The 25,810-nt window shown below is 41.6% G+C and carries 25 protein-coding genes; 18 read left to right on the forward strand and 7 right to left on the reverse strand.

Features of this window, described 5'->3' with window-relative positions:
- Positions 1–221 precede the first annotated feature (221 nt).
- The 7 genes from PSI23_RS05460 (at position 222) to PSI23_RS05490 (ending at position 7,733) form a co-directional block, all read left to right on the forward strand.
- Positions 222–1,925: a methyl-accepting chemotaxis protein gene (locus PSI23_RS05460; protein ID WP_273554135.1), complete on the forward strand. Its 1,704-nt coding sequence runs from the start codon at positions 222–224 to the stop codon at positions 1,923–1,925.
- Positions 1,926–1,981: 56 nt separating this feature from the next.
- Positions 1,982–3,613, forward strand: a complete 1,632-nt coding sequence (locus tag PSI23_RS05465; protein WP_273554136.1) for a methyl-accepting chemotaxis protein — start codon at positions 1,982–1,984, stop codon at positions 3,611–3,613.
- Positions 3,614–3,619: 6 nt separating this feature from the next.
- Positions 3,620–4,504: a protein-glutamate O-methyltransferase CheR gene (gene cheR / locus PSI23_RS05470; RefSeq protein WP_273554137.1), complete on the forward strand. Its 885-nt coding sequence runs from the start codon at positions 3,620–3,622 to the stop codon at positions 4,502–4,504.
- Entirely contained in the window at positions 4,501–5,553 is a 1,053-nt protein-coding gene (locus PSI23_RS05475) for a protein-glutamate methylesterase/protein-glutamine glutaminase (protein ID WP_273554138.1), read from the forward strand. Before cheR ends, PSI23_RS05475 begins: the two co-directional genes overlap by 4 nt.
- A gap of 80 nt (positions 5,554–5,633) precedes the next feature.
- The gene (gene cheY, locus PSI23_RS05480) at positions 5,634–6,023 is read left to right on the forward strand and encodes a chemotaxis response regulator CheY (RefSeq protein WP_092518981.1); all 390 of its coding nucleotides are present in this window, start codon (positions 5,634–5,636) and stop codon (positions 6,021–6,023) included.
- A gap of 9 nt (positions 6,024–6,032) precedes the next feature.
- On the forward strand, positions 6,033–6,689 hold the full coding sequence (gene cheZ / locus PSI23_RS05485; RefSeq protein WP_273554139.1) for a protein phosphatase CheZ: 657 nt from the start codon (positions 6,033–6,035) through the stop codon (positions 6,687–6,689).
- 219 nt (positions 6,690–6,908) lie between these two features.
- Complete coding sequence (locus PSI23_RS05490) at positions 6,909–7,733, forward strand: alpha/beta fold hydrolase (protein WP_273554140.1); 825 nt, start codon at positions 6,909–6,911, stop codon at positions 7,731–7,733.
- A gap of 4 nt (positions 7,734–7,737) precedes the next feature.
- On the opposite strand, the gene PSI23_RS05495 is transcribed toward PSI23_RS05490, so the two are convergent.
- Positions 7,738–8,316: a recombinase family protein gene (locus tag PSI23_RS05495; RefSeq protein WP_273554141.1), complete on the reverse strand. Its 579-nt coding sequence runs from the start codon at positions 8,314–8,316 to the stop codon at positions 7,738–7,740.
- Between the two features lie 314 nt (positions 8,317–8,630).
- On the opposite strand from PSI23_RS05495, the gene PSI23_RS05500 reads away from it, so the two are divergent.
- Positions 8,631–10,007: an alanine/glycine:cation symporter family protein gene (locus PSI23_RS05500; RefSeq protein ID WP_273554142.1), complete on the forward strand. Its 1,377-nt coding sequence runs from the start codon at positions 8,631–8,633 to the stop codon at positions 10,005–10,007.
- Between the two features lie 385 nt (positions 10,008–10,392).
- Here the strand turns inward: PSI23_RS05500 and PSI23_RS05505 are convergent, their stop codons facing one another.
- Both PSI23_RS05505 and PSI23_RS05510 read right to left on the reverse strand, forming a co-directional pair.
- Complete coding sequence (locus PSI23_RS05505; protein WP_273554143.1) at positions 10,393–11,214, reverse strand: intradiol ring-cleavage dioxygenase; 822 nt, start codon at positions 11,212–11,214, stop codon at positions 10,393–10,395.
- Positions 11,215–11,314: 100 nt separating this feature from the next.
- Complete coding sequence (locus tag PSI23_RS05510; protein WP_273554144.1) at positions 11,315–11,506, reverse strand: hypothetical protein; 192 nt, start codon at positions 11,504–11,506, stop codon at positions 11,315–11,317.
- A gap of 68 nt (positions 11,507–11,574) precedes the next feature.
- Here PSI23_RS05510 and flhB point away from each other — a divergent pair, with 68 nt between their 5' ends.
- Entirely contained in the window at positions 11,575–12,726 is a 1,152-nt protein-coding gene (gene flhB / locus PSI23_RS05515) for a flagellar biosynthesis protein FlhB (RefSeq protein ID WP_273554145.1), read from the forward strand.
- Positions 12,719–14,821 (forward strand): flagellar biosynthesis protein FlhA, encoded by a 2,103-nt coding sequence (gene flhA, locus PSI23_RS05520; protein WP_273554146.1) that lies wholly within the window; start codon positions 12,719–12,721, stop codon positions 14,819–14,821. Before flhB ends, flhA begins: the two co-directional genes overlap by 8 nt.
- A 91-nt stretch (positions 14,822–14,912) precedes the next feature.
- Here the strand turns inward: flhA and PSI23_RS05525 are convergent, their stop codons facing one another.
- Positions 14,913–15,170, reverse strand: a complete 258-nt coding sequence (locus tag PSI23_RS05525) for a zinc ABC transporter substrate-binding protein (RefSeq protein WP_273554147.1) — start codon at positions 15,168–15,170, stop codon at positions 14,913–14,915.
- 144 nt (positions 15,171–15,314) lie between these two features.
- Here PSI23_RS05525 and PSI23_RS05530 point away from each other — a divergent pair, with 144 nt between their 5' ends.
- The 5 genes from PSI23_RS05530 to PSI23_RS05550 all read left to right on the forward strand — a co-directional run bounded on the left by PSI23_RS05530 (position 15,315) and on the right by PSI23_RS05550 (position 22,060).
- Positions 15,315–15,896, forward strand: coding sequence for a DUF4291 domain-containing protein (locus PSI23_RS05530; RefSeq protein ID WP_273554148.1), 582 nt, complete (start codon positions 15,315–15,317; stop codon positions 15,894–15,896).
- Positions 15,897–17,069: 1,173 nt separating this feature from the next.
- Positions 17,070–17,624, forward strand: coding sequence for a fimbrial protein (locus PSI23_RS05535; protein ID WP_273554149.1), 555 nt, complete (start codon positions 17,070–17,072; stop codon positions 17,622–17,624).
- 104 nt (positions 17,625–17,728) lie between these two features.
- Positions 17,729–18,436, forward strand: coding sequence for a fimbrial biogenesis chaperone (locus PSI23_RS05540; RefSeq protein ID WP_273554150.1), 708 nt, complete (start codon positions 17,729–17,731; stop codon positions 18,434–18,436).
- 27 nt (positions 18,437–18,463) lie between these two features.
- Positions 18,464–20,977: a fimbria/pilus outer membrane usher protein gene (locus PSI23_RS05545; protein WP_273554151.1), complete on the forward strand. Its 2,514-nt coding sequence runs from the start codon at positions 18,464–18,466 to the stop codon at positions 20,975–20,977.
- A 63-nt stretch (positions 20,978–21,040) separates the two neighbouring features.
- Positions 21,041–22,060 (forward strand): fimbrial protein, encoded by a 1,020-nt coding sequence (locus PSI23_RS05550; protein ID WP_273554152.1) that lies wholly within the window; start codon positions 21,041–21,043, stop codon positions 22,058–22,060.
- A 331-nt stretch (positions 22,061–22,391) separates the two neighbouring features.
- Here PSI23_RS05550 and PSI23_RS05555 read toward each other — a convergent pair whose 3' ends face one another.
- The 3 genes from PSI23_RS05555 to flgA form a co-directional block, all read right to left on the reverse strand.
- Positions 22,392–22,832, reverse strand: a complete 441-nt coding sequence (locus PSI23_RS05555) for a flagella synthesis protein FlgN (RefSeq protein WP_273554153.1) — start codon at positions 22,830–22,832, stop codon at positions 22,392–22,394.
- A 26-nt stretch (positions 22,833–22,858) separates the two neighbouring features.
- Positions 22,859–23,158 carry a flagellar biosynthesis anti-sigma factor FlgM gene (gene flgM / locus PSI23_RS05560; RefSeq protein WP_273554154.1) on the reverse strand — a complete coding sequence of 100 codons (300 nt, stop codon included), beginning with the start codon at positions 23,156–23,158 and terminating at the stop codon, positions 22,859–22,861.
- Positions 23,159–23,280: 122 nt separating this feature from the next.
- A complete protein-coding gene (flgA, locus tag PSI23_RS05565) occupies positions 23,281–23,952 on the reverse strand; it encodes a flagellar basal body P-ring formation chaperone FlgA (RefSeq protein WP_273554155.1) in 672 nt (223 codons plus the stop codon).
- A gap of 313 nt (positions 23,953–24,265) precedes the next feature.
- Here flgA and flgB point away from each other — a divergent pair, with 313 nt between their 5' ends.
- From flgB to flgD, 3 genes are read left to right on the forward strand one after another with little or no spacing between them, the layout of a single operon-like run.
- The gene (flgB, locus tag PSI23_RS05570) at positions 24,266–24,682 is read left to right on the forward strand and encodes a flagellar basal body rod protein FlgB (RefSeq protein WP_273554156.1); all 417 of its coding nucleotides are present in this window, start codon (positions 24,266–24,268) and stop codon (positions 24,680–24,682) included.
- Between the two features lie 5 nt (positions 24,683–24,687).
- Positions 24,688–25,092, forward strand: coding sequence for a flagellar basal body rod protein FlgC (flgC, locus tag PSI23_RS05575; protein WP_273554157.1), 405 nt, complete (start codon positions 24,688–24,690; stop codon positions 25,090–25,092).
- Positions 25,093–25,105: 13 nt separating this feature from the next.
- Positions 25,106–25,801, forward strand: coding sequence for a flagellar hook assembly protein FlgD (gene flgD / locus PSI23_RS05580; protein WP_273554158.1), 696 nt, complete (start codon positions 25,106–25,108; stop codon positions 25,799–25,801).
- Positions 25,802–25,810 lie beyond the last annotated feature (9 nt).

Consider the following 25,810-nt stretch of genomic DNA (forward strand, 5'->3'; position numbering starts at 1 on the left):
AATCAATAGAATGCAAATGTCAGATTGCGATGCGCCTGTTAGGGCGCGGCTGGTAAGAGAGCCTTATAGGCGCAGATGAAAAACCCCCGGCTATGCCGGGGGATACTTATTGTTTTAGATCAAAAAAATGCTGTAAAAAATCAATTTTTAGAATTACGCGTAAAGTTCCCTTTAAGCGTGCCGATAACACTGGCATAGCAATTTATTACAAAAGGGAAGTCATGTTTAACCGAATGAAGATAGTGACGGGACTCATCTCAGTCATCATATTGTTTGGTGCTTTGCAACTTATCTCCGGGGGATTGTTCTTCAAAGGGTTGAAGAATGATATAGAATCTTTTGATTTAATAGATAAAATGCGACAGCAGCAAATCTATCTGGATGAAAGCTGGGTTAACCTGTTGCAAGCCCGTAATAACCTGAACCGTGTTGGTATTATGTATGTAATGAAAGGCCGCGGTGTTGAAGGTAGTTATAAAGTTGAAGAAGCTCTGGCAGAAGCCAAAGCTAATATTGCCCGTGCCGAACGGCATTTCGAGCAATATGATCAGACTGAAAAATTGTCTTTCCATGATCAAGAACATCTTCAACGTTTAAAACAGACTCATCATGATTATCTCAATGCACTTAAAGAGTTAGATAACATGCTGGCGCATGAAAGGTTTGAAGAGTTTTTTCTCCAGAAAACGACTGATTATCAGAACGCTTTTAATGAGGAATTTAACTTTTATCTGTCCCAGAGCGCAAAATTTTATGATCAGGTGTCACAGGAAGCTGACAAGGCTTACAGCAATGTCATCGTTTCGTTGATTTTTGTGATGATTTTGCTGGTTGTGGCCATGATAATCAGCTGGATTGGCTTACGCAAAGCATTGATCGATCCATTGAACCAATTGCTGGATAATATTAAGGCCTTCTCAAAAGGGGACTTAACCCAGACGATCACCGTATCTGGTAATAATGAAATGGGCATGTTAGCTGTTGGTCTCATGCATATGCAGATGGAACTGATCAATACGGTCAGAAGTGTCCATCAAAGCACCGAAACTATTTATACCGGTACTAGTGAAATTGCTGCGGGTAACAACGATCTTTCTTCTCGTACTGAACAGCAAGTGGCTTCTCTGGAAGAAACCGCTGCCAGCATGGAACAGTTGACTGCAACAGTAAAACAAAATGCTGACAATGCTCGTCAAGCCAGTAATTTAGCTGACAATGCCTCTGAGATCGCCCGTCAGGGAGGTAAAGTGGTGTCCAATGTCGTTCAGACCATGCATGAGATTGCAGACAGCTCTCGCAAAATTTCCGATATCACCGGTGTGATTGATGCCATTGCTTTCCAAACCAACATTCTTGCACTTAATGCTGCTGTAGAAGCTGCCCGTGCTGGTGAGCATGGACGTGGTTTTGCCGTGGTTGCCGGTGAAGTGCGCAATCTGGCGCAGCGCAGTGCAGAGGCGGCCAAAGAAATCAAGGCGCTGATTGAAGATTCTGTAAACCGCACTGATACAGGCTCCGAGTTGGTAGGTAGTGCTGGTGAAACCATGAATAAGATTGTCGATTCTGTAACTCGCGTGACTGACATCATGGGAGAAATTGCGTCGGCTTCTGATGAACAAAGTAGAGGAATTACCCAAGTTGGCGTTGCTATTTCTGAAATGGATAGAGTTACCCAACAAAACGCGTCATTGGTTGAGCAGTCTGCGGCCGCTGCTGCGGCATTGGAAGAGCAGGCCAAAATATTGACCAAAGCTGTCGCGTTGTTCCAGTTGCCGGAGCAGGCAGAAAGGATGCAGCCTGAAAATAGAAAACATGAAGTTTTATTGACGAGAAAATCGTCAACTCCTCCAGCTAATAAAACGAATACTCCCGTACTGAAAAAAAGTAGTGGCGTGGAAGACCCATCTAATTGGGAAACATTCTAAAAAAATAATAGCGATAATCACGGCTGCATTATGCAGCCGTTAAACGAGGTGATTACATGTTAGGCAAGCTTCGCATATCAACCAGTTTGTATCTATTACTGATGATGTTTTGTGTTATGCAAATTATTTCGAGTGGTTTATCTCTGGGAATAATTCATACGGACCAGTCATATATTGAAAAAATTGATCTGGGCACTCAACGGAGAGATACCCTTGGCTTGAGTTGGGCGGCATTGTTACAAGCGCGTAATACTTTGAACAAAATCGCAATTGCTCAGAAAGTGGGACAGCCACAGTCTCAAATAGATGCAATGGAAGCATTGCTCAAAAGCGCACTGAATGAGGCAGACAGGAATTTTGCCAAATTCAGTTCATTACCCCAGATGGAAAAAACTGACAATAGCGTAGTTTTATTGTCTGCGGTTGAACGTTCTTACCAAGAATATATCAACGCATTGAAAGAGCTAAAAACTTATCTCTATGAAGGTAATTTTCAGGCTTTCCTTGATCAATCTACAGAAGATTACCAGCGTGCAATGGAAGTTGCATATAACAATTATATGCAGCACCTCGGCTCTAACATTAGAGAAGCGGTTTCTGATGGTGCGTTTTATTACAAAGTATCCATTGCCATGTTCTTTGGCGCTATCTTGATGGTATTTATTGTTTCAGCAGCGGCTCATTGGTGGCTGAGACGTAACCTGCTTAGACCGTTTTCGAATATGAGAGCTTGCTTTCAGGATGTGGCCGAAGGTCGTTTGGATAAAGAAGTTGCTGTGACCACCAATGATGAAATTGGTGATATTTTCCGAAAACTGCGTGACATGCAGACCTCATTAATCAAATCCATTGCCTCTGTGCGTGAGAATACCAACCAGATGTATTCTGGCATTCAGGAGATCACACAGGGCAATACAGACTTATCTTCACGTACAGAACAACAGGCGGCATCACTGGAAGAAACGGCTGCCAGTATGGAAGAATTAACCGTTACTGTTAAACAAAATGCAGAAAATGCGCGCCAAGCCAGTGAACTGGCGGTATCTGCTTCCCAGACTGCTTCAAAAGGTGGTGAACTGACCACAAGTGTTGTGGCAACTATGGATGAAATCACCAAGAGTTCGAAGAAAATCAGCGCCATTATCAGTGTTATTGATGGCATCGCCTTCCAGACCAATATTCTGGCACTGAATGCAGCCGTTGAAGCAGCCCGTGCTGGTGAACAGGGGCGTGGCTTCTCTGTCGTAGCTGGTGAAGTTCGTGACTTGGCACAGCGTAGTGCTGAAGCAGCGAAAGAAATCAAAACCTTAATTGACGAATCTGTCAATCGTGTTAACCAAGGTTCAGAACTGGTTAACAATGCGGGACAGACTATGAATGAGTTGGTTAGATCGGTGAATCAAGTAACTGATTTAATGGCCGAAATTGCTTCTGCCTCTGATGAGCAAAGCCGTGGTATTCATCAAGTTGCCCAAGCCGTCAGTCAAATGGATCAAGTCACACAGCAAAATGCCGCATTGGTGGAACAGTCAGCGGCTGCGGCTTCTGCCCTTGAAGATAAGGCAGACATATTGGTGAAAACTGTCGCTCAATTCGAATTGCCTAGAGGTTTGGGAAATGAGCACGATTATCAAACACCTTCTGCATCAAACATGACCGATGAGTATGTTGTAAGCCAAGTACGCTGAGGTCAGATGAAATCTAATTTAATAGCTTCAGATACTGATGCTAGCGCACCGCTGAACTTTATGCTTCAGCGGCATGCTTTGTCGGATGCGCAATTTGAGCGCATCTGCCAGTTTATCTATCAACAGGCTGGCATTGTACTGGCAAAAAATAAACGTGAGATGGTATATAACCGCTTAGTCAGGCGGCTTCGTATATTGGGGTTTAATGATTTTGGTCAATACCTGTCAATTCTGGAACAAGATAGCCACAGTAAAGAGTGGGAGCTGTTCATCAATGCATTGACTACCAATCTTACGGCATTTTTCAGGGAAGCCCATCATTTTCCCATTCTGGCGGCACATGCCAGCAGGAAAAATGGAGGAACATACCGCGTTTGGAGCGCCGCCGCTTCAACGGGAGAGGAGCCGTATTCTATTGCAATGACCTTGTGTGATGCACTGGGGCATCGGTCAAATCGGATAAAAATCATTGGCAGCGATATTGATACCAGTGTGCTGGAAAAAGCCCGGCAGGGTGTTTATCGACTGGAAGAATTACAGTATCTGAGTGAAAGCCAAAAGAAAAAATATTTTTTCAAAGGAGTTGGTCTTTTTGAAGGATATGCTCGGATTCGCCCTTTACTGGCTGAATTGGTGAATTTTCAGCACTTGAATCTACTGGATTCTGATTGGGCGCTCGAAGGCAAGTTTGATGCAATATTCTGCCGTAATGTCATGATTTATTTTGATAAAAAGACACAGGAAAGGATCTTGCGTCGTTTTGTCAATTTCTTAAAACCGGATGGTTTGCTTTTTGCAGGGCATTCCGAAAACGTCACTCAAATCAGCCGAGAATTCTACTTGCAAGGACAGACTGTTTACGGTGTAGGTCGGGCAAGGAGGGGGTCATGAATAAAATAACTGTTCTTTGTGTGGATGATTCGGCGCTGATGCGTCAAATCATGCGGGAAATCATCAATAGCCACCCCGACATGGAGGTCGTGGATTGTGCGCCAGATCCATTTGTTGCCCGCGATTTAATCAAAAAACACAGCCCGCAGGTATTAACATTGGATGTTGAGATGCCGCGCATGGATGGAATTGATTTTTTGGAAAAATTAATGCGATTACGCCCTATGCCTGTCGTGATGGTGTCTTCTCTGACAGCAAAAGGTTCGGAAATCACATTAAAGGCACTAGAACTGGGCGCTGTGGATTTTGTGACTAAGCCACAACTGGGTATCCGTGAAGGCATGTTGGCTTATAGCGAACTGATTGCCGAAAAAATCCGTGCCGCAGCCCAAGCCAAAGTCAGTATTGCGGCGCCTGAATCAGTGAATGCCGCCCCCTTGACTTTCAAGCCGCTATTATCCAGTGAAAAACTGATAGCAGTAGGGGCATCAACAGGGGGAACAGAGGCAATCAAAAATCTGCTGCAACCCTTGCCAGTCACCAGTCCGGCTTTACTGATCACTCAACATATGCCCCCGGGTTTCACTCACTCTTTTGCCGCAAGGCTTAATAAACTGAGCCAGATTACAGTAAAAGAAGCTGAGGATGGAGAACGAGTCCTGCCGGGACATGCTTACATTGCTCCAGGGGATCGTCATATGGAGCTTTGCCGCAGCGGTGCCAATTATCAAATCATGATAACTAATGCGCTGCCAGTGAATCGTCATCGTCCTTCTGTTGATGTTTTATTCCGTTCCGTTGCCAAACATGCAGGGCGTAATGCCGTAGGCGTTATTTTAACCGGCATGGGCAGTGATGGTGCTGCGGGTTTGCTGGAAATGAAGCAAGCAGGGGCTTATACGTTGGCTCAGAGCGAAAAAAGCTGTGTGGTATTTGGCATGCCACGCGCAGCGATCCAGTTGGGGGCGGTAGATGAAGTCATGGATATTCAAAAAATCAGTAAAACTATGCTGGCCAAAATCAGCGTGGGGCAATCGATTCGTATTTAATTGTTGTATTTAATTGTTGTATTTGATGTTAATTTTTGCAGCGCTGTGCTGCCGGATAAGTGAAATTCCAAGGAGTTTTTATGGCAAGTAAGGATCTGAGATTTCTGGTAGTCGATGACTTTTCAACTATGCGTCGAATTGTGCGTAATCTACTGAAAGAATTGGGCTTCAACAACGTAGATGAAGCACAGGATGGAGCAGAAGCGTTGACTAAACTTCGCACTACCGAATTTGATTTCGTTATTTCTGACTGGAATATGCCAAATATTGATGGCCTCGAATTGCTGAAAACGATTCGCAGTGAAGAAAAACTGGCTGCTTTACCTGTTTTGATGGTAACGGCAGAGGCGAAAAAAGAGAACATTATTGCAGCAGCACAGGCCGGAGCCAGCGGTTATGTTGTGAAACCGTTTACTGCGGCCATTTTGGAAGAGAAACTCAGTAAAATATTTGAAAAACTGGGGCTCTAAGGAGACAAAATGAGTGAAAATCCAGTCATGCCGAGAGATGCGGCGATCCCAACCAGCGAAATAATTAGTCGTATTGGGCAGTTAACGAGAATGCTGCGTGATAGTTTACGTGAACTGGGATTGGATCAAACTATCGCTCAAGCGGCTGAGGCGATCCCGGATGCGAGGGAGCGATTAAATTACGTTGTCCAAATGACGGCACAGGCGGCTGAAAGGGTGCTGAACTGTGTTGAAGTAGCACAGCCCCATCAGAATGAATTGGAGGTGTCTGCAAAAGACTTGACCCAACGCTGGGATGAGTGGTTTGCAAACCCGAGCAATTTGGATTTGAGCAATGCCCGTTCATTGGTAACAGACACGAGAAACTACCTGAATCTCGTTCCTGACCATGTCTCATTTACCAATGCCCAATTGCTTGAGATCATGATGGCGCAGGACTTTCAGGATCTCACTGGGCAGGTAATCAAGCGGATGATGGAAGTTATTCAGGAACTGGAAAAACAGTTGGTCATGGTATTGATGGAAAATATGCCCTCTGACCAGATGGCTAAGGCGAAAAAAGAGAACGACAGTCTTCTTAACGGCCCTCAGGTTAACCAGAGTAGTGCTGGCATTATTGCCAATCAAGCACAGGTTGATGATTTATTGGATAGTTTAGGTTTTTGATAACGAGTGCGAGTGCTTTAAAGAACAGAGTTTTTATATTTTGAGTGCGTTTGGGTGAGCCAGATGGCTGGCCCAAACGTCTGCTCCGTCATTATTTTCCCCATCACTTTTTATACTCATTATTCTTGAATATATCGGAAATAAGCTTAGATCACAGAGTTATCCATTTAGATTAGTGTATGTTTATAAACTAATCTAAATCATGCAAAGGGGAACGCTGTGAAGTCGATTGATAAGGTCATTAAGTTGAAAAATTCATTTATTTCTTACCATAAGGAATTTCAAGAAAATCAGCAGAGTAACAAAAATCCAGTCGTCTTCCTGCATGGCACAAATAGCAGTGGCAACAGCAGCTTTGGAGAGATAAAAACAGCTTTTGGCGGTGACCGAACCGTTATAATCCCTGATTATGCAGGATGTGGAAATTCTGAATTACCATCAGGAACGGTGACTATTGAGCATTTGGCGGAACAAATTGCTGCTGTAATAGAAGATAGTAGTAGCATTCCTGTTGATTTAGTCGGCGTTTCTCTGGGGGCAGTGGTTGCGGCTGTTGTGGCAGCCAAGTATCCAACTCTCATCAATAAATTAATACTGACAGCACCATGGGCGACAAATAATGATCCTCGCCATCAATTAATATTTAATACTTGGTTGCATTTGGAGATGAATGATAAAGCATCAGCGATGGCTTTTGGTTTATCACATGCCCTAAGTGCAGAATTTCTCTCATCTCTGGGACATGAAACTATACAGCGAATCTGCTCTCAACCAGCAGAGAAAGAGATAGAAAAACGTATTGCTTTAGGATTAACCATAAATATAAAAAATTATCTTAATCAAATAGATAAAGACACGCTGATTATTGGATTAAGTAGAGATACGTTAATTCCATCTTATTTGGTACGTGAAGTTTATAAAAATGTGAAAAACAGCATATATAAAGAAATTAATAGTGGTCATGCAGTGCAAATTGAGAAGCCAAAAGAATGGATTGACTTAATCAAAAATTTCACTTTTTCAACATCAATGTCTTCTCATTAAATTATTAATGATGGAGTGGAAAATTAACCACTTTTCCTACCGGTAAATGCTTATAAATCGTTGATAACGACACATTGTAAATAATCGACAACTGTTTCCGGGTATGGCCTTTATTCAGCAATCTGGCTGCTTGTTGTCGATCTTCCTCGGTAAATACCACTGGCCGACCGCCAATTCGCCCCTGTTCCCGCGCTGCTGCCAGACCTGCATTAGTTCTTTCTACAATCAGTTCGCGTTCCATTTCTGCCAATGCACTCATTACATGAAAGAAAAATCGCCCCATTGCTGTGCTGGTATCAATGCTATCAGTCAGGCTTTGAAAATGAATTCCACGTTCATGCAGCTCTGAAATGAGCGTCACTAGATTTTTAACACTGCGCCCTAGTCGATCCAATTTCCAAACCACCAGCGTATCACCGGATTTAAGATGCTTTAAAGCGCGTTTGAGCCCTGGGCGATTAGCTGTTTTTCCACTGATTTTGTCTTCGAAAATCAACTCGCAGTTGATATTGACTAAGGCATTTCTTTGTAAGTCACTATTTTGATCATTTGTTGACACTCTGATGTAACCAATTCTTGCCACTGAAAATCCTTTAGTTATCTAAGAAACTATTTATTCGGAAATAATACCCATTTATTCGTTATAAAAAACCTTTAATTTTTCAAAAGGAGAGATAAAAGTTTAGTTAGAGAAGGTTAATATCATAACAAGTGATGTTAAGGGATTGTTATCAATAAGATTGATGAAAAGTAACTAGAACGAGTGATTTAACTCACAGTATCAAATTTTTCTTACCAATAATCGCTAATTAGTCCTCGCTTATTTTCCCAAAATGCTCTTTATTTAATTGAAATAATTTTGTTGCCAATTTGTTATATAAACTGCCGAGGGTGTATATGGAACTGATTACACAATGGTTAGGTGCAATAAACGAAATAGTATGGGGAGTTCCCATGCTAGTTGGGCTTCTGGGTGTTGGTATCTTCATGCAAATTCTCCTGTCCTTCTTGCCAATCCGTAAATTGGGGACGGGGTTCAAATTACTCTTTCAAAAAAATGAACAACGGGGTGAAGGGCAAATCTCACCTTTCAATGCATTAATGACTGCCTTGTCAGCAACGATAGGAACAGGAAATATAGCCGGTGTAGCGACAGCTATTGTGATGGGTGGGCCGGGAGCGCTGTTCTGGATGTGGATGACCGCATTAGTGGGCATGGCGACAAAATATTCAGAAGCGGTATTGGCGGTGCGTTTCCGAGAGACTGATAAAAACGGTAATTATGTTGGCGGCCCGATGTATTACATCAAAAATGGCTTGGGGAAAAAATGGGTTTGGCTGGGAACACTCTTCGCTTTCTTCGGCAGTATTGCGGGTTTTGGTATTGGCAATACAGTACAGGCTAACTCCGTCGCTGACGTACTACAAAGTAACTTTGGTATTGAAAAAACCATAACTGCGGGAATTCTGGTCGTTTTAGTTGGAGCAGTGCTGATTGGTGGCATTAAACGCATTTCTGATGTTGCAGGTAAACTAGTGCCTATTATGACCGTCGGTTACTTTGGTGCGGGAGCTATCGTTTTGGCACTCAATGTTACAGCTATTCCCGATGCGTTTGCTTTAATCATCAAATCAGCTTTCACTCCTGTTGCGGCACAGGGGGGATTTGCTGGTGCAGCAGTTTGGGCGGCAATCCGCTTTGGTATCGCTCGTGGCGTATTCTCTAACGAGGCGGGTATGGGCAGTGCGCCTATCGCTCACGCGGCAGCAAAAACTCAAAACCCCATTCGTCAGGGGCTGATTGCCATGCTGGGAACCTTTATTGATACGATAATCGTTTGTTCTGTAACGGGCTTAACTATTGTTATTACGGGTGGCTGGCTGACAGGCGAAACAGGCGCAACACTGACTGCGGCTTCCTTCTCATCAGTGATCCCGGGAGGTAACTATATTGTTGCCGTTGCTTTGGCGATTTTCGCTTTCACAACTATTTTGGGATGGAGTTTCTACGGTGAGAAATGCATCCAATATTTATTGGGGCCAAAAGCGGTAGTGCCTTTCCGCATTGCCTGGATTATTGCGCTGCCGATTGGTGCCACTCAGTCGTTGGCTTTTGTCTGGTTACTGGCAGATACCCTTAATGCCATGATGGCGATCCCTAACCTGATAGCGATTGCGTTGCTCAGTCCGGTTGTCTATCGTTTGACGAAAGACCATATCCGTGATGTTAATGCCGATAGTATTGATATTAAGTCGCCAGTTAAAACAGATTGAAAAACGATTGATATGGAATGAATAAAAATAGTGAGATGGCTGGCTACAGCCATCTCAGAATTACCGTCAAGCAAACAGAGTTGAAAAACAGATTTAGCTAATCCAATGCCGAGAGTTTTATTACACATGATGGACGCTCCCATAAAATGAATATGGCTATTTCATTTTGGTACAATTGACGCCATGTGGGACGTCCATCTCACCAGATCAGGTTTGAGCTAATATATATGAGATTCTGTTTTTCGGCCTCAAAAGCGCTTCTAAATATCGAATTTTTACTATTTTGAGAGCACAAGGTCTCTTTTTCGATACCGCTTAGAATATATTTTCATCCTGTTGGATTTCAAACCCCGGTTATGGAGGTTTTTTTCTAAATTAGATTCACCTACACCGTGTATTTAGCCAAGTCTTTAGGGGTTATTTTCTTGGATACATTGTCTTTATTAATAGATAAAACTATCTTTCCATGTAATCCATCCAATGGATTATCACCTATTTTTTTTACTGTCAAAATTGCAGCTCTATTTTTAACTCCAGAAAAGACGGAATCATTTTCATTTTTAAGCCTATTAATATCTCTTGGAGAATACATATCATTAATCATTATTTCTTTAGATATATTCTCAGGGAAATATAGTTGACCTACAAAATAGAATTTATCTTCCTGTCTTTTTTGTACATTCGCATTCCTTGCTGATAAATGGATATGTATAGCTCTTCCAGCATAAAATCCAGGGAAAATTGTGGTGAATCTGACTATGCCTTCTTTGTCTGTCCTTTGTACTCCACGAAGAAATGTGCTTTCATCAGTTCTTGAAATTGTTCCTATATTATCAGACGGAGCCTCGAGGTCTGGGTTTATGTATTTCCAACCTGAATACTTTCCCATTGCATTACAATGCCATATATCAATAAGGATATCATCTAAAGGTTTACAGGTTACAGAATCAATTATTTTCATTGTCAATAAAAGAGGTATTCCTGGCTCATCCTCTGTTATATTCCTTCTCAGCAGTTTGTTATTTATAAAATATGGACCGGACATTTCTTCTGGGGCCATCTCGCAAACGCCTATATCAATACCATCCTCTTGCTTTGGTTGACTCTGTGAAGAGGCGAGAACTCCTGCTGGAATCAGAGGTAATAATGAAAATACTGCACCAGTAACACTCGCCTGTTTCAGAAAAAGTCTTCTTTCATTTTTCATAAAGTGGCTCCTTATATGTTATTTAATAATATGATTTGTCGTATAGTAAATGGGTAAGCCATAGTTTAATCTGCGGATTCAGATAAGTGTAGCTTCTAGTTTAAACGTATATCATTACATGAATGAGATGACGAGGAGGAATGCTATTATTATGATGATCCTCAATTACGACTGGGATACTTAATCCAATCTCTGGTGTTTTGTTGGGCAGTAGCCATAATGCCCCAAATACCCCCGCAAAGTCCGCCGTGTTCCTGCCATTGAATTTCTTGGCTTTTGTCATGCTTAGCATAATTTTATCTGTCTTTTTCCAAAGGCAAATTTTCTGCATATAATCACGAATGCTCACCAAGGAAAGCTGTGGCTGAAGATAGCGATCTCGAAAAGACTGAAGAACCCACGCCTCATAAACGGGAAAAAGCCCGTAAAGATGGGCAAATTGCGCGTTCCAAGGAACTCACTTCCATCCTGATGTTAGCCGGAGGTGTAAGCCTACTCTGGATGAGCGGGCAGTCGATCACCCATGAACTTTCATTAATGGTATTCGAAGGATTTAATTTTGACCATAACATGGTCAGCAATGACAAACAGATGGTGCAGCAAGTCGGTCGATTACTGAAGCAGGCCGTTTGGGCATTGTTGCCCGTATTTGTGGGATTGGTATTGATTGCCCTTAGTGCGCCCATCTTGATGGGAGGACTAATATTCAGCTCAAAATCCATAAAATTTGACTTGACTAAACTAAATCCTATTTCTGGCCTGAAGAAAATCTTCTCCATGAATGCGCTGGCGGAGCTGTTCAAAGCTATCTTAAAAGCGTCGCTGGTGGGAGGGGGTGCAGCCCTGTTTATCTGGATGAACTGGCCTACCATGTTGAACCTGAGCGCTCAACCTCTGTTGATGGCATTGAGCGATGCCATGATGATGCTGATTTTTGCTGGCTATATTGTCTTATTTATGTTGATACCGATGGTTGCGTTTGATGTGCTTTATCAAATCCGCAGCCATCTGAAAAAATTGAGAATGACCCGTCAGGAGATCAAGGATGAATTCAAGGAACAAGAAGGGGACCCACATGTAAAGGCGCGGATACGTCAGCAACAACGTGCGGCTGCACGTAAACGCATGATGGCGGATGTGCCCAAGGCTGATGTCATTGTTACCAACCCAACCCATTACTCAGTTGCCTTGCAATATGACAGCAAAAAAATGGGCGCGCCCAAAGTATTGGCAAAAGGGGCAGGGCTTATTGCCTTGCGCATTAAAGAAATTGGTGCGGAAAATCGTATTCCGTTATTGGAAGCTCCTCCTTTGGCGAGGGCATTATTTCGCCATGCCGAAGTCGGGGGCTTTATTCCTGCGGCGCTCTATGCAGCCGTTGCAGAAGTGCTTGCCTGGGTTTACCAATTGAAACGTTGGAAACAGGAAGGTGGCCTAAAACCGAAAACACCTGAAAATCTGCCAGTGCCGCCAGCACTGGATTTTGCTGGAGAAAATAATCGTCATGGCTAATCTGGCCTCATTACTACGTTTATCGGGAAATCGTTTACCGGGGAATATAAAAGGCTCCCAGTGGCAAATGCTTGCAGGGCCTGTTCTGATCCTTATGATCTTGTCGATGATGGTGCTACCGCTGCCACCATTTTTGCTCGATCTACTTTTCACTTTTAACATCGCACTTTCCATCATGGTTTTGCTGGTGGCGATGTTTACCCGTCGAACACTGGATTTTGCGGCATTCCCAACTATCTTGCTGTTCTCAACCTTACTGCGTTTGTCACTGAACGTTGCTTCCACGCGAATAATCCTGATGGAAGGGCATACTGGTTCAGCAGCAGCAGGACAGGTAGTGGAAGCCTTTGGTCACTTTTTAGTTGGCGGTAATTTTGCTATTGGTATCGTGGTCTTTGTGATCTTGATCCTGATTAACTTTATGGTCATTACCAAAGGTGCGGGGCGTATTGCCGAAGTAGGCGCCCGCTTTGTACTTGATGGAATGCCCGGCAAACAGATGGCAATTGATGCTGATTTGAATGCCGGATTGATCGGTGAAGATGAAGCTAAAAAGCGTCGTACAGAAGTCACGCAGGAAGCGGATTTTTATGGCTCAATGGACGGTGCGAGTAAATTCGTGCGCGGTGATGCCATAGCCGGATTGATGATACTTGTAATCAACATCGTTGGTGGATTGATCGTCGGTGTTGCTCAACATGGTTTGACTCTGGGTGATGCAGCAGAAGCTTATACTTTGCTGACTATCGGTGATGGATTGGTTGCTCAGTTGCCTGCATTAATCATCTCTACGGCGGCAGGTGTGATTGTAACCCGTGTAGCGACTGATGAAGATGTTGGTCAGCAAATGGTGACCCAGCTTTTCAATAACCCAAAAGTAATGATGTTAAGTGCTGGGGTACTCGGTCTGCTTGGTTTAGTGCCGGGAATGCCTAACTTCGTCTTTTTGTTATTTACGGTTGCGTTGGCGGGCGTGGGTTATTTCCTATTGCGCAAAGACAAAGATCCTTTTGTTGTACAACATGAAGAAATGAAAGCGGTGGAGGAACAGCAACAAACTACGGAAGCATCATGGTCTGATGTGCAACTGGAAGATCCGTTGGGAATGGAAGTAGGTTATCGCCTGATCCCGATGGTGGACTTCCGTCAAAATGGCGAATTGCTTGGTCGTATTAGTGGCATCCGCAAAAAATTTGCGCAAGAAGTGGGATATCTGCCACCTGTCGTGCATATTCGTGACAACCTTGAATTGGCCCCAGCCAGTTATCGCATCATGATGAAAGGGGTCGAAATTGGTCGTGGGGAAGCACATCCGGGACGTTGGTTGGCGATTAATCCGGGCGGTGCCGTGGGTGAATTGCAAGGTGATTTGACGACAGATCCGGCTTTTGGTCTGGCTGCTGTCTGGATTGATGATAGCTTAAGAGAACAGGCGCAGGTGCAGGGATATACCGTCGTGGCGGCCAGTACCGTTGTTGCTACTCACTTAAACCATTTGCTATCACAGCATTCCAGTGAATTGTTTGGAAGACAGGAGGCGCAGCAATTGTTTGAGCGCGTTAGTCAGGAAATGCCGAAACTGACGGAAGACTTCATTCCTGATGTTGTTAGCCTGACAACTTTGCATAAAGTCCTGCAAAATTTGATGGCGGAGCAAGTACCGATTCGCGATATGCGTACCATTATTGAAACACTGGCAGAACATGCTCCGGTACAGAAAGATCCTTATGAATTGACTGCCATGATTCGAATCGCACTTGGCAGGGCGATTGCTCAGCAATGGTTCCCGGGAGCGGATGAGATCAAAGTCATTGGTTTGGATGCAGGATTGGAAAGATTGCTGCTTCAAGCATTGCAAAATGGTGGTGGATTGGAACCGGGATTGGCGGAAAGTCTAGAACGTCAGGCAGCAGAGGCATTGGAACGTCAGGAAATGCTGGGTGCGCCACCTGTATTATTGGTCAATCACGCATTGCGTCCACTGTTATCTCGTTTCTTGCGTCGTATACTGCCTCGGCTGGTTGTGCTGTCTAGCCTTGAAATCACCGATAATCGTCAGATCAGAATGACGGCAACGATTGGTGGTGCGAGGTAGTATTAGCAACTAAGTATTTTGACGAGTAAGAATAATGGATATAAGGTGATCGCTGCGGTGATCACCTTTATTATGGAATGATAACGTATAATTAATCTTTAGGCCCTTGCCATTGCAGCTTTTGTTTCATTTCGTCTGGAACCAATTTAAAGAGCATTTTAATTCGTTCTTTATGGAAGTGATAATTAGAGCACATCTTATCATTAGCATTTTCTAAATAATATCTAGCCTGATTATTTAAAAAATGAATATTTTTATTGCAAATTTCTGTTTCTTTCCTAATTAGACCAAGTGCTTGCACATTTCTGATATAAGGAAGTGCAAAGCTCAATGTCTCAATATATATCAATACGATTTATGATCCTATCCTAAGTATAAAAATCATCTTTCATTCAGAGAAGGTATATTTTATAGTTGCGTAACTCTAATACATATTTTTATTTTTTCTAATTATTATAGATTTTTTTGATTAAAGATAATAAATAAGGATAATATGTTTTTACATAAAAATAACCCAATTAAAGCAAATTACACTGATGAATATATCAGAGTGTATCAGGCTTTTTCCGATTCAATTGCCGATAGCGCCATTGAAAATGGCACTTTTGTTTCTCCACCTTTTAGCATGACTCGTATGACATGGATCAAGCCCTCCTTTCTATGGATGATGTACCGATCTGGTTGGGCAAAAAAAGATGATGGGCAAAAACGTATTCTGGCAATTGACCTGACACATGAAGGATTTAAAGAAATTATCCAGCAAGGAGTGATCAGCCATTTTGATTCTAAATTTTTCGATTCAAAAGAAACTTGGAAAGAGAAAGTACAAAGGAATGATGTAGTGATTCAATGGGATCCAGAACGGGATATTTCATTGAATAAATTAGAACAGAGAACAATACAAATTGGTTTACGCAACAAAGCGGTAGAGAGCTATGTCAACCACTGGATTGTTAAGATTACTGATGTTACTGAGCTAGCACATGAAATTCATAAATTAGTGAAAGATAATAATCTGGATAAAGCTAAATCATTGTTGTCAGAAGAGAGAGTATACTTAGGAAACAATCAATAAATTGTAAGTTACAGCGTAGTCAACAACGCTGTAACACCACTAATCATGAACTCTAATTTTCTAGTCAGAATATTATAGTGATAATTTATTATTTAATTCAGAGCATTATCTTGATAGATATAAGATTGCAGTTTATTTGGATGAAAATGGAAAGAATATTATATGAGTGTTTTTAACTAAAAATTAAATTGTAAATAAATTTTTTATTAACGATTTTGTGTAATCAATATTTTCATTTTTCGGTTCTCATAAAAATGGAGTAATTACTGCATTGGAGTTGGATTGATTATATGATTTTTTAATCATTCATTATATGAATATATGATGAAAAGTGTTTTTCTATAATTAGAATCTCAGCTTATCAGTAAAGTAATGATACCTCATGATAATTATTATAGAGTATATCCTAACTGAAATTATGGCTATTTTATGCTAATAATTAATAAGGTAATTTTTGGAAGTTTAAGGCCTCTAGAATGGTGTTGTGCATAAACTCGAGAACTCTCTTTGAGTGACGTCCAGATGAATTTTCAAACTAGTTTAGCGCTCATTATATGAACTAAAAATTAAGCATCTTGAGTTATTGACAGTATATAACGATCGAAATGAGATTTTTAATAGCTTTTGCCTATTAATTATTGCTAATAAATAGTTAATAACAATTTTAATGGCAATATGAGTTAGTGTATCTTGCTCCCCCTTGATAATAGAGATTTTATTATTTTAGTTCATAGTATACGTTGATATAAGTCAAACTTATCTAATAATATCTGGCATGGAGGCTATGCTTATGTTTTTTCCAGATACGGATATTCTTCTCCGTAGTTTTCAGATAACATTTTCATAACACAATGAATGGCATTTAAGCAAAAAATGCTTTTGTGGTTTTATACATATATAACCGTATATATAGCCTTATGAGTTGTTGGGAAAAGAATAGAAATTATCGAGCTGATATTTAGATAAGATATGTATAGAGATAAATGCATCTCCCAATTCTATTTCGATCATTGAAAGTGTATTTATTAAGGAGTTCTAATGTAAAGGATTATATTTATTAAATAGAATGCATTAAATTTGTTGATATTAATTTATTGATGTTTTATCGATTTTCAATCGAAAGATATTTTTATTTCGATGAGTTTTACACACGTAATATAAATGGAATAAAGAATGAAGTTATTAATGAAATCGGCTGTTATCGTGGCGATTTGGGGGTCTATGATTGTTTCTGCATTTGCTATTAGTAATACTGGCAATATTACCTTTACTGGTAAAGTGACTAAAGGAACATGTTCTTCTGCGGTAGCAAATGATTCTGGTAATGTCACTATGCCTGATGTCGGTGTAGGAGATTTTACAAATAAGGGTGACACTAAAGGTGATAGAGATTTTCAAATTACGCTGAATAAGTGTAGTGTTAATCCATCAGGTAATTCTCCAGTAAAAATCAAATTTACTGGTGCGTCAGACACAGGTAATCCAAAGGTGCTGAGGAATAGTGCATCGAGTTCTCCCGCAGTTGGTGTTGGTATTGGCATTTATAATAAATCTGCGGGATCGCAAATCGAAATAGGAGGTTCACCTGTGGAAGTTGCTACTTTAACTTCTAAAGAGACCACTAAGGAATTAAAATTTATTGCTAAATATGTAGCGACAAAAGATAAATCTGATATTAGACCTGGTCCAGTGCGGGCTAACGCGAATTTTACAATAGAGTACGACTAATTCCAATTCCTTACATTTTCATTTTTTTATTGCATCTGTGATATTTCCACTGTTTTTGGTGGGAATATCCCTTATTTTTAATTTATGTAGGGATGGATATCTTTATGTCAAAATATTTTTTGATCGGGTTGTTATTTTCTCTGCCTGTTTTTCTTGCCGCTCCCGTCCACGCTGGGATATCACTCAGTAATACTCGGGTGATCTATGAAGCCTCGCAACGTGAAGTAACCATTTCCGTCATCAATGACAATAAAGAAAATGTTTATCTGATTCAGTCTTGGGTAGATATGTTTACTCCAACGGCTGAATCTTCTGGTCGCAAAGCGCCATTTTTAGTAACCCCCCCTTTATTCCGTTTAGATAGTGAGCAAGAAAACCGTCTGCGAATTATTTTGACGAATAACACATTACCACTGGATCGTGAATCTATCTTTTGGCTTAATGTTAAGGCCATCCCTGCTCTGAACGAAAATAAAACAAATCTCTTATTGATATCGCTGAAAAATCGGATAAAACTTTTTTATCGTCCGGAGGAATTGACAGAGCAACTCGCTGCTAATGCCTATCAACAACTCACTTTTTCCCAGAAAGCAGGACAATTGGTGGTGCAGAATCCAACGCCTTTTTATATCTCTTTTTATGACATTAAGCTCGGGAACAGTTCAGTACCGGAAGCTGGCATGGTAGCACCGTTTAGCCATCAGCAATGGGTGTTACCCATAGGTTCTGGCAATACCGTTACTTGGAGAGCCATCAATGATTATGGTGGCATCACTGAGCCTCAATACCAAACATTATCATCCATACAATAACCTATCAGTTAGAAGATATTTGGTGTCATGAGTTTGATTATTCTTATTGTCTTTAAACGGCTAGCATTGTTGGTGATGATATTGTTAGTGATAGCAACAGGGGGCTTGCCTACCGTTGGGTATGCCAATGAATATTTTGACACCAATGCGCTGGAAATCCATGATCCGTCTGCCCCGCCACCCGATTTAAGTTATTTTGCAGAAAAAGGGGGCAGTGCGCCAGGAACATACAGGGTTGCTATCCGTGTCAATGATCAGGATAAAGGTACACAGGATATCCAATTTGTGGTGGGAGCCGAAAAAAAGCTTCAACCCATCTTATCGGTTCAGCAATTGGTTGACTGGGGAGTCAATATATCTGTTTTTGCTGGTTTAAATGCAGAATATCAATTTTCTGATTTATCTGATTTTATTCCTTATGCCAGTGCATCATTACAACTGGGCCAACAAACTTTGCTGATCGCTATTCCTCAGGCAGAAATGACAACAGCAGCCCGTGGTGCAATTGATTCATCGCTTTGGCAGCAAGGGGAATCAGCATTATGGGCTAGTTATGACCTCAGTGGTGTTGACACTCGGGATAAAAGCGGCTCTGGTACAAATAATTTCTATATGAATTTACGTAGTGGATTGAATTGGGGAAGCTGGCGCTTACGGAATTATTCCACCTATTATCGAAACTTTGGCAAAAATAGTGGCGATAAAGCACATTGGGAAAATCTGAGTACATCTTTGCAACGTGATATTCATTCTCTAAAAAGCCAGCTCGTGATTGGTGAGACTAATACACGGGGAGAGCTGTTTAGTGGATTTGCCTTTCGAGGTGTCACTCTGACGTCGGATGATAACATGTTAGCAGATAGCCAGCGGGGCTTTGCTCCGGTAGTGAGGGGAATAGCAGAAAGTCATGCTCAGATCACTATCCGTCAAAACGGGTACATTATTTATCAGACCAATGTTCCACCTGGGGCTTTTGTGATTGAGGATCTTTATCCTATATCTTCTGGGGGAAATCTGAATGTGGTCATTCGGGAAGCTGATGGTCGTGAACGTCACTTTATTCAACCATTTTCATCAATTCCCGTTATGTTAAGGGAAGGGCAATTCAAATACAGCTTTACGGTGGGTGAATACCGCAATTCGCACGCAGATGCCGATCAACCAATCTTTATGCAGAGTGAAGTTTATTATGGCCTGCCATATGCAACAACTATGTATGGCGGTGTGCTATTGTCTCCAAATTATCAGTCATATGCAGTTGGCGTAGGATACAGTTTTGGTCATTGGGGATCTTTGGCATTTGATATCACGCAATCACAGGCTGATATTATCAATAAAGGTCAACAACGAGGTTGGGTCTATCGGGCACAGTATGCTAAAGACTTCGAACAGACTGGCACTAATCTGTCTCTGACCAGTTATTATTACCCTTCACCATATTTTTATGATTTTCAGAATGTTAATAACAGAGCGACGTATAATGAGCCGTCATATCTCAATAAACATAAATTTCAGTTCACACTGAGCCAAAGTTTGTCGGATTATGGCAGCCTCTATTTTTCCGGTTACTTGCAGAATGATTGGGGAAGCAGAGGCACTACCCGCAGTTTGAATGTCGGGTACAGCGTAAATTATTCCAATATCCATTACTCGCTGAATTACACCCAAAATATGAGTTCAGGTAACTCAATGGCCGATAATCAACTGGCATTCAATGTACAGATTCCTCTCGATCGCTGGCAGACAAGTAGCTGGGCGACTTATAGTATCAGTCATAATCGTCGGGGTGATACCAACCAATCGGTTGGTTTGAGTGGAATGGCCTTCGATAAATTGAATTACTCTCTGCAACAGAGTCACAGTAATAACGGCCAGGGCACTAGCGGTAATATAAACTTTAACTATAAATCTTGTTATGGTGTGTTGTCTGGCGGATATCACTACGGTGATGACTCACAGCAGGTTAACTATGCTCTCAGAGGGGGTATCGTTGCCCATCGTCATGGCTTGACTTTGTCGCAACCGCTGGGTGAAACCATTGTTCTGGTCAAAGCGTCTGGGGCTGCTGGCGTTAAAGTCACTGGCTATAGCGGTGTTGAAACTGATGGACAGGGCCATGCAGTATTACCTTATGCCAGCCCTTATCACCGTAATCGTGTTGCTTTGTCACCGGATTCTTTTGGGGAGGGAGTCGAAATTGAGTCTAATATCCAGTCTGTTATTCCAACTCAGGGCGCAGTGGTCGTGGCTGACTTCCAAACACGGATCGGCCGCCGAGTGTTGTTTAATTTGACTCATCAGGGCAAACCTATTCCTTTTGGTGCAATAGCTACCTTGAATGAAGAAAATACATCCCATTCCTTTGCTACAAATCAAAGCATTGTTGGTAATGATGGGGAAGTTTATTTCGGAGGTATTCCAGAACAAGGACAATTATCTGTGAAATGGGGGAGTGGTCAGTTTGAACAATGTAAAATTCGTTTTCTTTTGCCAAAAAGTAAAGTAATGGTGGTTTCAATAAAAGCTGATTGTCATCCATAAAGGTAAATCATTATATTTTTTAAGAAGTGCGACATAATGATAATTTATAAATAAAGGTTGTTGATGAATATATCTATTTCTTCATGGTTACTGTTTGTACCAATATTTTTTTCCCCCTGCGCGGGATATGCTTATGCTGATGTCTCTTGTACAGCACCTCCTCAAACATTGGATTCATATGAGATATCAGTTCCTGTAAATGTGGCTGTAGGCCAAGAACTGGAAAAATCGGATGATAGATTAAGGTTGGATGCAAGTCCTATGATTACTTGTCAAGGTAAGTCTCTGGACAAGACTGAGGTAGTTCTTGGTATCAAAGCAACGGGAATATTGTCACAATCTATCGGAGGAAAAAGCGTTTTTTTGTTGGGTGACAGTGGCATTGGGTATGCAATTAGAGGTTTAACGGGTAATCCTAGTGAGAGAAAATATATAAAAAAAGAGGGTAATAGTGTGAAGCTTACAACTATTGCTTTTCGAGATAATAAAGAGCCAATTAAAGTTGGAATTGCCCTTGTATTTTACCGTATCGGTCAAGTAAAACCTGGCCAATATCCTTCCCAGCCTGTGGCAATAGCGACTGTAAATTTACGAAATCTTGGTGGAAGTGGTTTAGGTAAATCTATTGAAGTAGGACAATTCAGTACTGGCAGTATAGTTGTTAAATCACGATCTTGTACCTTTAATAACAACCCAATTCCTGTCACATTGGAGTCGATAACAAGTATGCAGTTACCTAAAGTGGGTTCCACCGCAGCGGAAAAAGCATTTGATATACCTTTAAATTGCGACGCACGTATTAAAGTTAATATGCTTTTGCTGGCAGGTTCTCAAGGAGCTTATGACTTCCAAAAGGGGATTATCAAACTTAATCCTAATGTCAATGCGGCTAGTGGTGTTGGTATTCAAATTTTGGATGGTAATAAGTCAACTCCCATTCCTCTTGGTAAAAAAATTGAGTATATCGAAACAATAACAGAAGGACCTGTCAATATTCCTTTAAAAGCGCGTTATTATCGGTATGGCAACGTTAAGGAAGGGGCAGTTAATGCGACAGCGACATTTACCATGAGCTATGAGTAATATCGATCTTAATTTAACATTGAAATTGAAATTCATTACATTCTAATTCTTCTAATAAGTTAATCATAATATAGTCGCCTATATTGTTAGAAGAGGAATAAAAATTATTTATCTATAATTATTATTTTCAGTAATGAAATATAATCGCTATGAGAATTTATTTTTATCTATGATTTTGTGAATAAATTCACAATGTGATACTAAAAGTGTAATGAGAATTATTATCTTTTTTGTAATGGGGAATAATATAAATATACAGAAACAGACCCCTTATTATTACTAATGAACCAAGAGGTCTGTAAAGATTACTGCTTAAGCAGTAAACGAATAATCAAACGCTGATCTTGTGGCCTGACAGTGCTGAATTGTGACGGGCTTGGCCGTCTGCACCATAAAGAGAAGGGCTGTGGTGACTTTTCAGAAAAGCAATTGCCTTACTGTTCAACTCAATATGTTGATCCAGCAAAAATCCATTATGCGAATTTAAATCACGAATGCGTTCAATAGTTTGACTAATTTGACTCCATAATACTGCCAATCTTTCATAGTCAGCATAGGGTACATTTATTTTCAGCGTTTCATTTAATTGCTGGCGTTTTCGCTCAGCGTGATCAAGTGCCGAAAGCAAAAATGTTTTTTGTTCCGTCACATGATGTAAATGATTTGCCTCAATAAAACCTTCGCTCAGTATGCGCTGTTCTTCTGCCATAGTTTGCGAAAGCGAATTTAAGTGTGCGCTCTGCTGTTCAAGCAAGAGTTGAAGTTCTTTCATTTACGGCTCTTTAAGATTTTGATGGTTTATTTATCATATTCCATGTTTTCAAGGGCCTCCCTGAATAGGGCATCAGCAATTTTACCGCTGTCCATCGTCAGTGTTCCCTTTGCAATGGCTTCTTTCAATTGTTGCACTTTCTGGATATTAATATCCTGGCTACTTGGTTGGACGAGCTTTTTCTGCGCTTCGCTCAGCTTGACTTGTGTATCGGCGCTTTTTTCGGCGACCGCCACAGTTCTGCGAGCGCTTTGAGCACCTTCATTGGCATTGCGCTGCTGTAAAGCAGCCATGGCCAGTAGAGGTTGAGTGCGTTCAATACTCATAATTGTAATCCTTTAATCAGGCATTATTTATTTGTCTTAGGTAGCAGGCGATATACCGCTGGCATGCCTGTAAATCATGGTCTGCTGATTATATCGGCTTGCAGAAATAAAACTTTAGCCATTTATAACACCATTTTTACACTGCCATTTTCTTGAGCTTTACCCGTAATAACCTGTCCGGAGTTCAGGCGGACACGAATATTATCAAAACTTGCGGCGTTGTTAATCGCTTTTCCTTCGTAACGCACCTGAAAATGATGTCCATCTACGGTGACGACCACATTCTGTCCAGCTTTAATCGCCCATGGACGCCGAATCATGTTGCGTGTGATGAATTGTCCGGCAGGTATGTTGCGGATCGCAATACCATTTTGTATGGCCTTTCTGTTACGGATTATGTTGTTTGGCAGTTTATCTAAAGACCCCGTTTTTACTTGAAAATCTTTTTCTGTCAGGACGGCATTGCGGTTAATGGCTCGCTTAGAAACCAAATAAGGGCCAGTAACATTAATGTACGCCTGAAGAAAACGACGTTGCTGACCACAAGTTACAGGGATGGAAAGGTTACCCCAATTTTTGTTGCCAATTGACGGTTGTATTTCAGGAAGTTCACAAGTCGGCCATTGTTGTTCAGGCGTTTTGATTTCCACTGAGACTTTATGGCCCGGTGTGTGATGTATCTGCCTGAAATAGTCAGTTATCAATTGCGGTAAGTTATTCCCCCAAGCCAAAGAACTGCCAAAAAATAGATTAAGAAAAAAAGTAAATAACCCGATAAATTTTAACGCAGGCATTTCACCACCTTAACCTCATTAGCGAACCATGATTTCAAAAAATATTCAGTGCCTGTTGGATGTTAATAGTGTAACGCGATTGATTATTCGTTAATGGGATAAATAGCAATTCAATTTGTTTCTATTCTTCGAATCACCTTTTTCTTCTGCGTTTATTCTGTTAGCTGCTTGGAGCTTATACCCAGCAGATTTCATGTGCCGAGCCGCTAGCTGTGCCGTTAATAAAGTGGCTGCGTGAATGCTGAAAAGAGGGCGATAAGCTCTTGATGCATTATTGGGGGCTACCCCTACAGAACAGACCCAAGGGAGGAATATGCTCGATAAATTAGATGCCGCTTTTCAATTTCGACAAGAAGCGCTGGCACTCCGTAGCCAGCGGCAGGAAATGTTGTCTGCCAATATTGCCAATGCAGATACACCTGGCTATCAGGCGCGTGATATCGATTTTGCTGATCAACTGGAAAAGGTGATGGCACATGGTCATGTATCGGGAAATGGAATTGAGCTAACTCTGACTTCCGATCGACATATTCCCGGTCAATACGAAAAAGGTTTGGAGATGGATCTGCTGTATCGGGTGCCATTCCAGACAGCCATGGATGGAAATACCGTTGACATGGATATAGAACGTAGCAATTTCGCGGATAACAGCCTGAAATATCAAGCTGAACTCACCATGATGAATGCACAAATTAAAAGCATGATGTCAGTTCTACAGTCACAAGGATAACGGGAATGTCTCTACTCAGTGTTTTTGATATTGCCAGCTCTGCGCTCACCGCTCAGTCCCAGAGACTGAACGTCAGCGCCAGCAATATGGCGAATGCCGATAGTGTTGTGGGGCCGGATGGCGAGCCCTATCGTGCCAAGCAAGTGGTTTTCCGTGTTGCTGCACCAGCAGGGCAGGAAATTGGCGGTGTTCGCGTCAGCGAAGTGGTGGATGATCCCACGCCTTTCCGTCTTGAATACCAGCCGGGTCATCCGCTGGCCGATGAAAAAGGTTATGTGCGTATGCCAAATGTGGATGTGGTCGGGGAAATGGTCAACACCATTTCTGCTTCCCGCAGCTATCAGGCGAATGTTGAAGTGTTGAACACCACTAAGTCCATTATGTTGAAAACGTTGACTCTGGGTCAGTAACAGGAATTTCATTATGGCAGTGACCACTTCAATCAATGATTCATTGGATAATTCTACGGTAGGTGAGCTTGCTCCCGCGAGTAAAATAAAACCACAAAGCAGCGACGATATTAAAGATAATTTCTTGAACTTATTAGTCGCTCAGCTCAAAAACCAAGATCCAACCAATCCAATGCAAAACAATGAGATAACCGCTCAGATTGCACAGATCAGTACCGTTGAAGGTATTGAAAAACTCAATAAAACACTGGGAACGATTGTCGGGCAGATGGACAACCATCAAGCAATGCAAACAACATCGCTGATTGGTCGTGATGTCATGATTCCTGGCGATAAGATTTTAGTCGGTTTCAGTGAAGAAAAAGGCATCGACATCAGTCGATATGGTGTTGAGCTGACCCGACCTGCCGATAATGTCAAAGTCATAATAAAAGGCAAAGATGGCGTAGTTGTTCGGGAAATGGATATTGGCAATGTAAATGCTGGTGTTCATAAATTTTTATGGGATGGCAAAGACGCAGATGGCAAGGAAGTGCCAGACGGTGCGTATAACTTCACCGTTTCCGCAAGCTATCAAGATGACGCGTTGGTGACACATCCGTTAACGTCTGCTCAAGTTTTAGGCGTTACGCGGAGTGAGGATGGCACTAAATTAGATTTAGGGCTGGCGGGTACGGTAACCATGGATAAAGTTCGTCAGATTCTTTAATTAAACGGA

Origin of the sequence: Xenorhabdus yunnanensis, from assembly GCF_028598805.1 — a bacterium.
Lineage (GTDB): Bacteria > Pseudomonadota > Gammaproteobacteria > Enterobacterales > Enterobacteriaceae > Xenorhabdus > Xenorhabdus yunnanensis.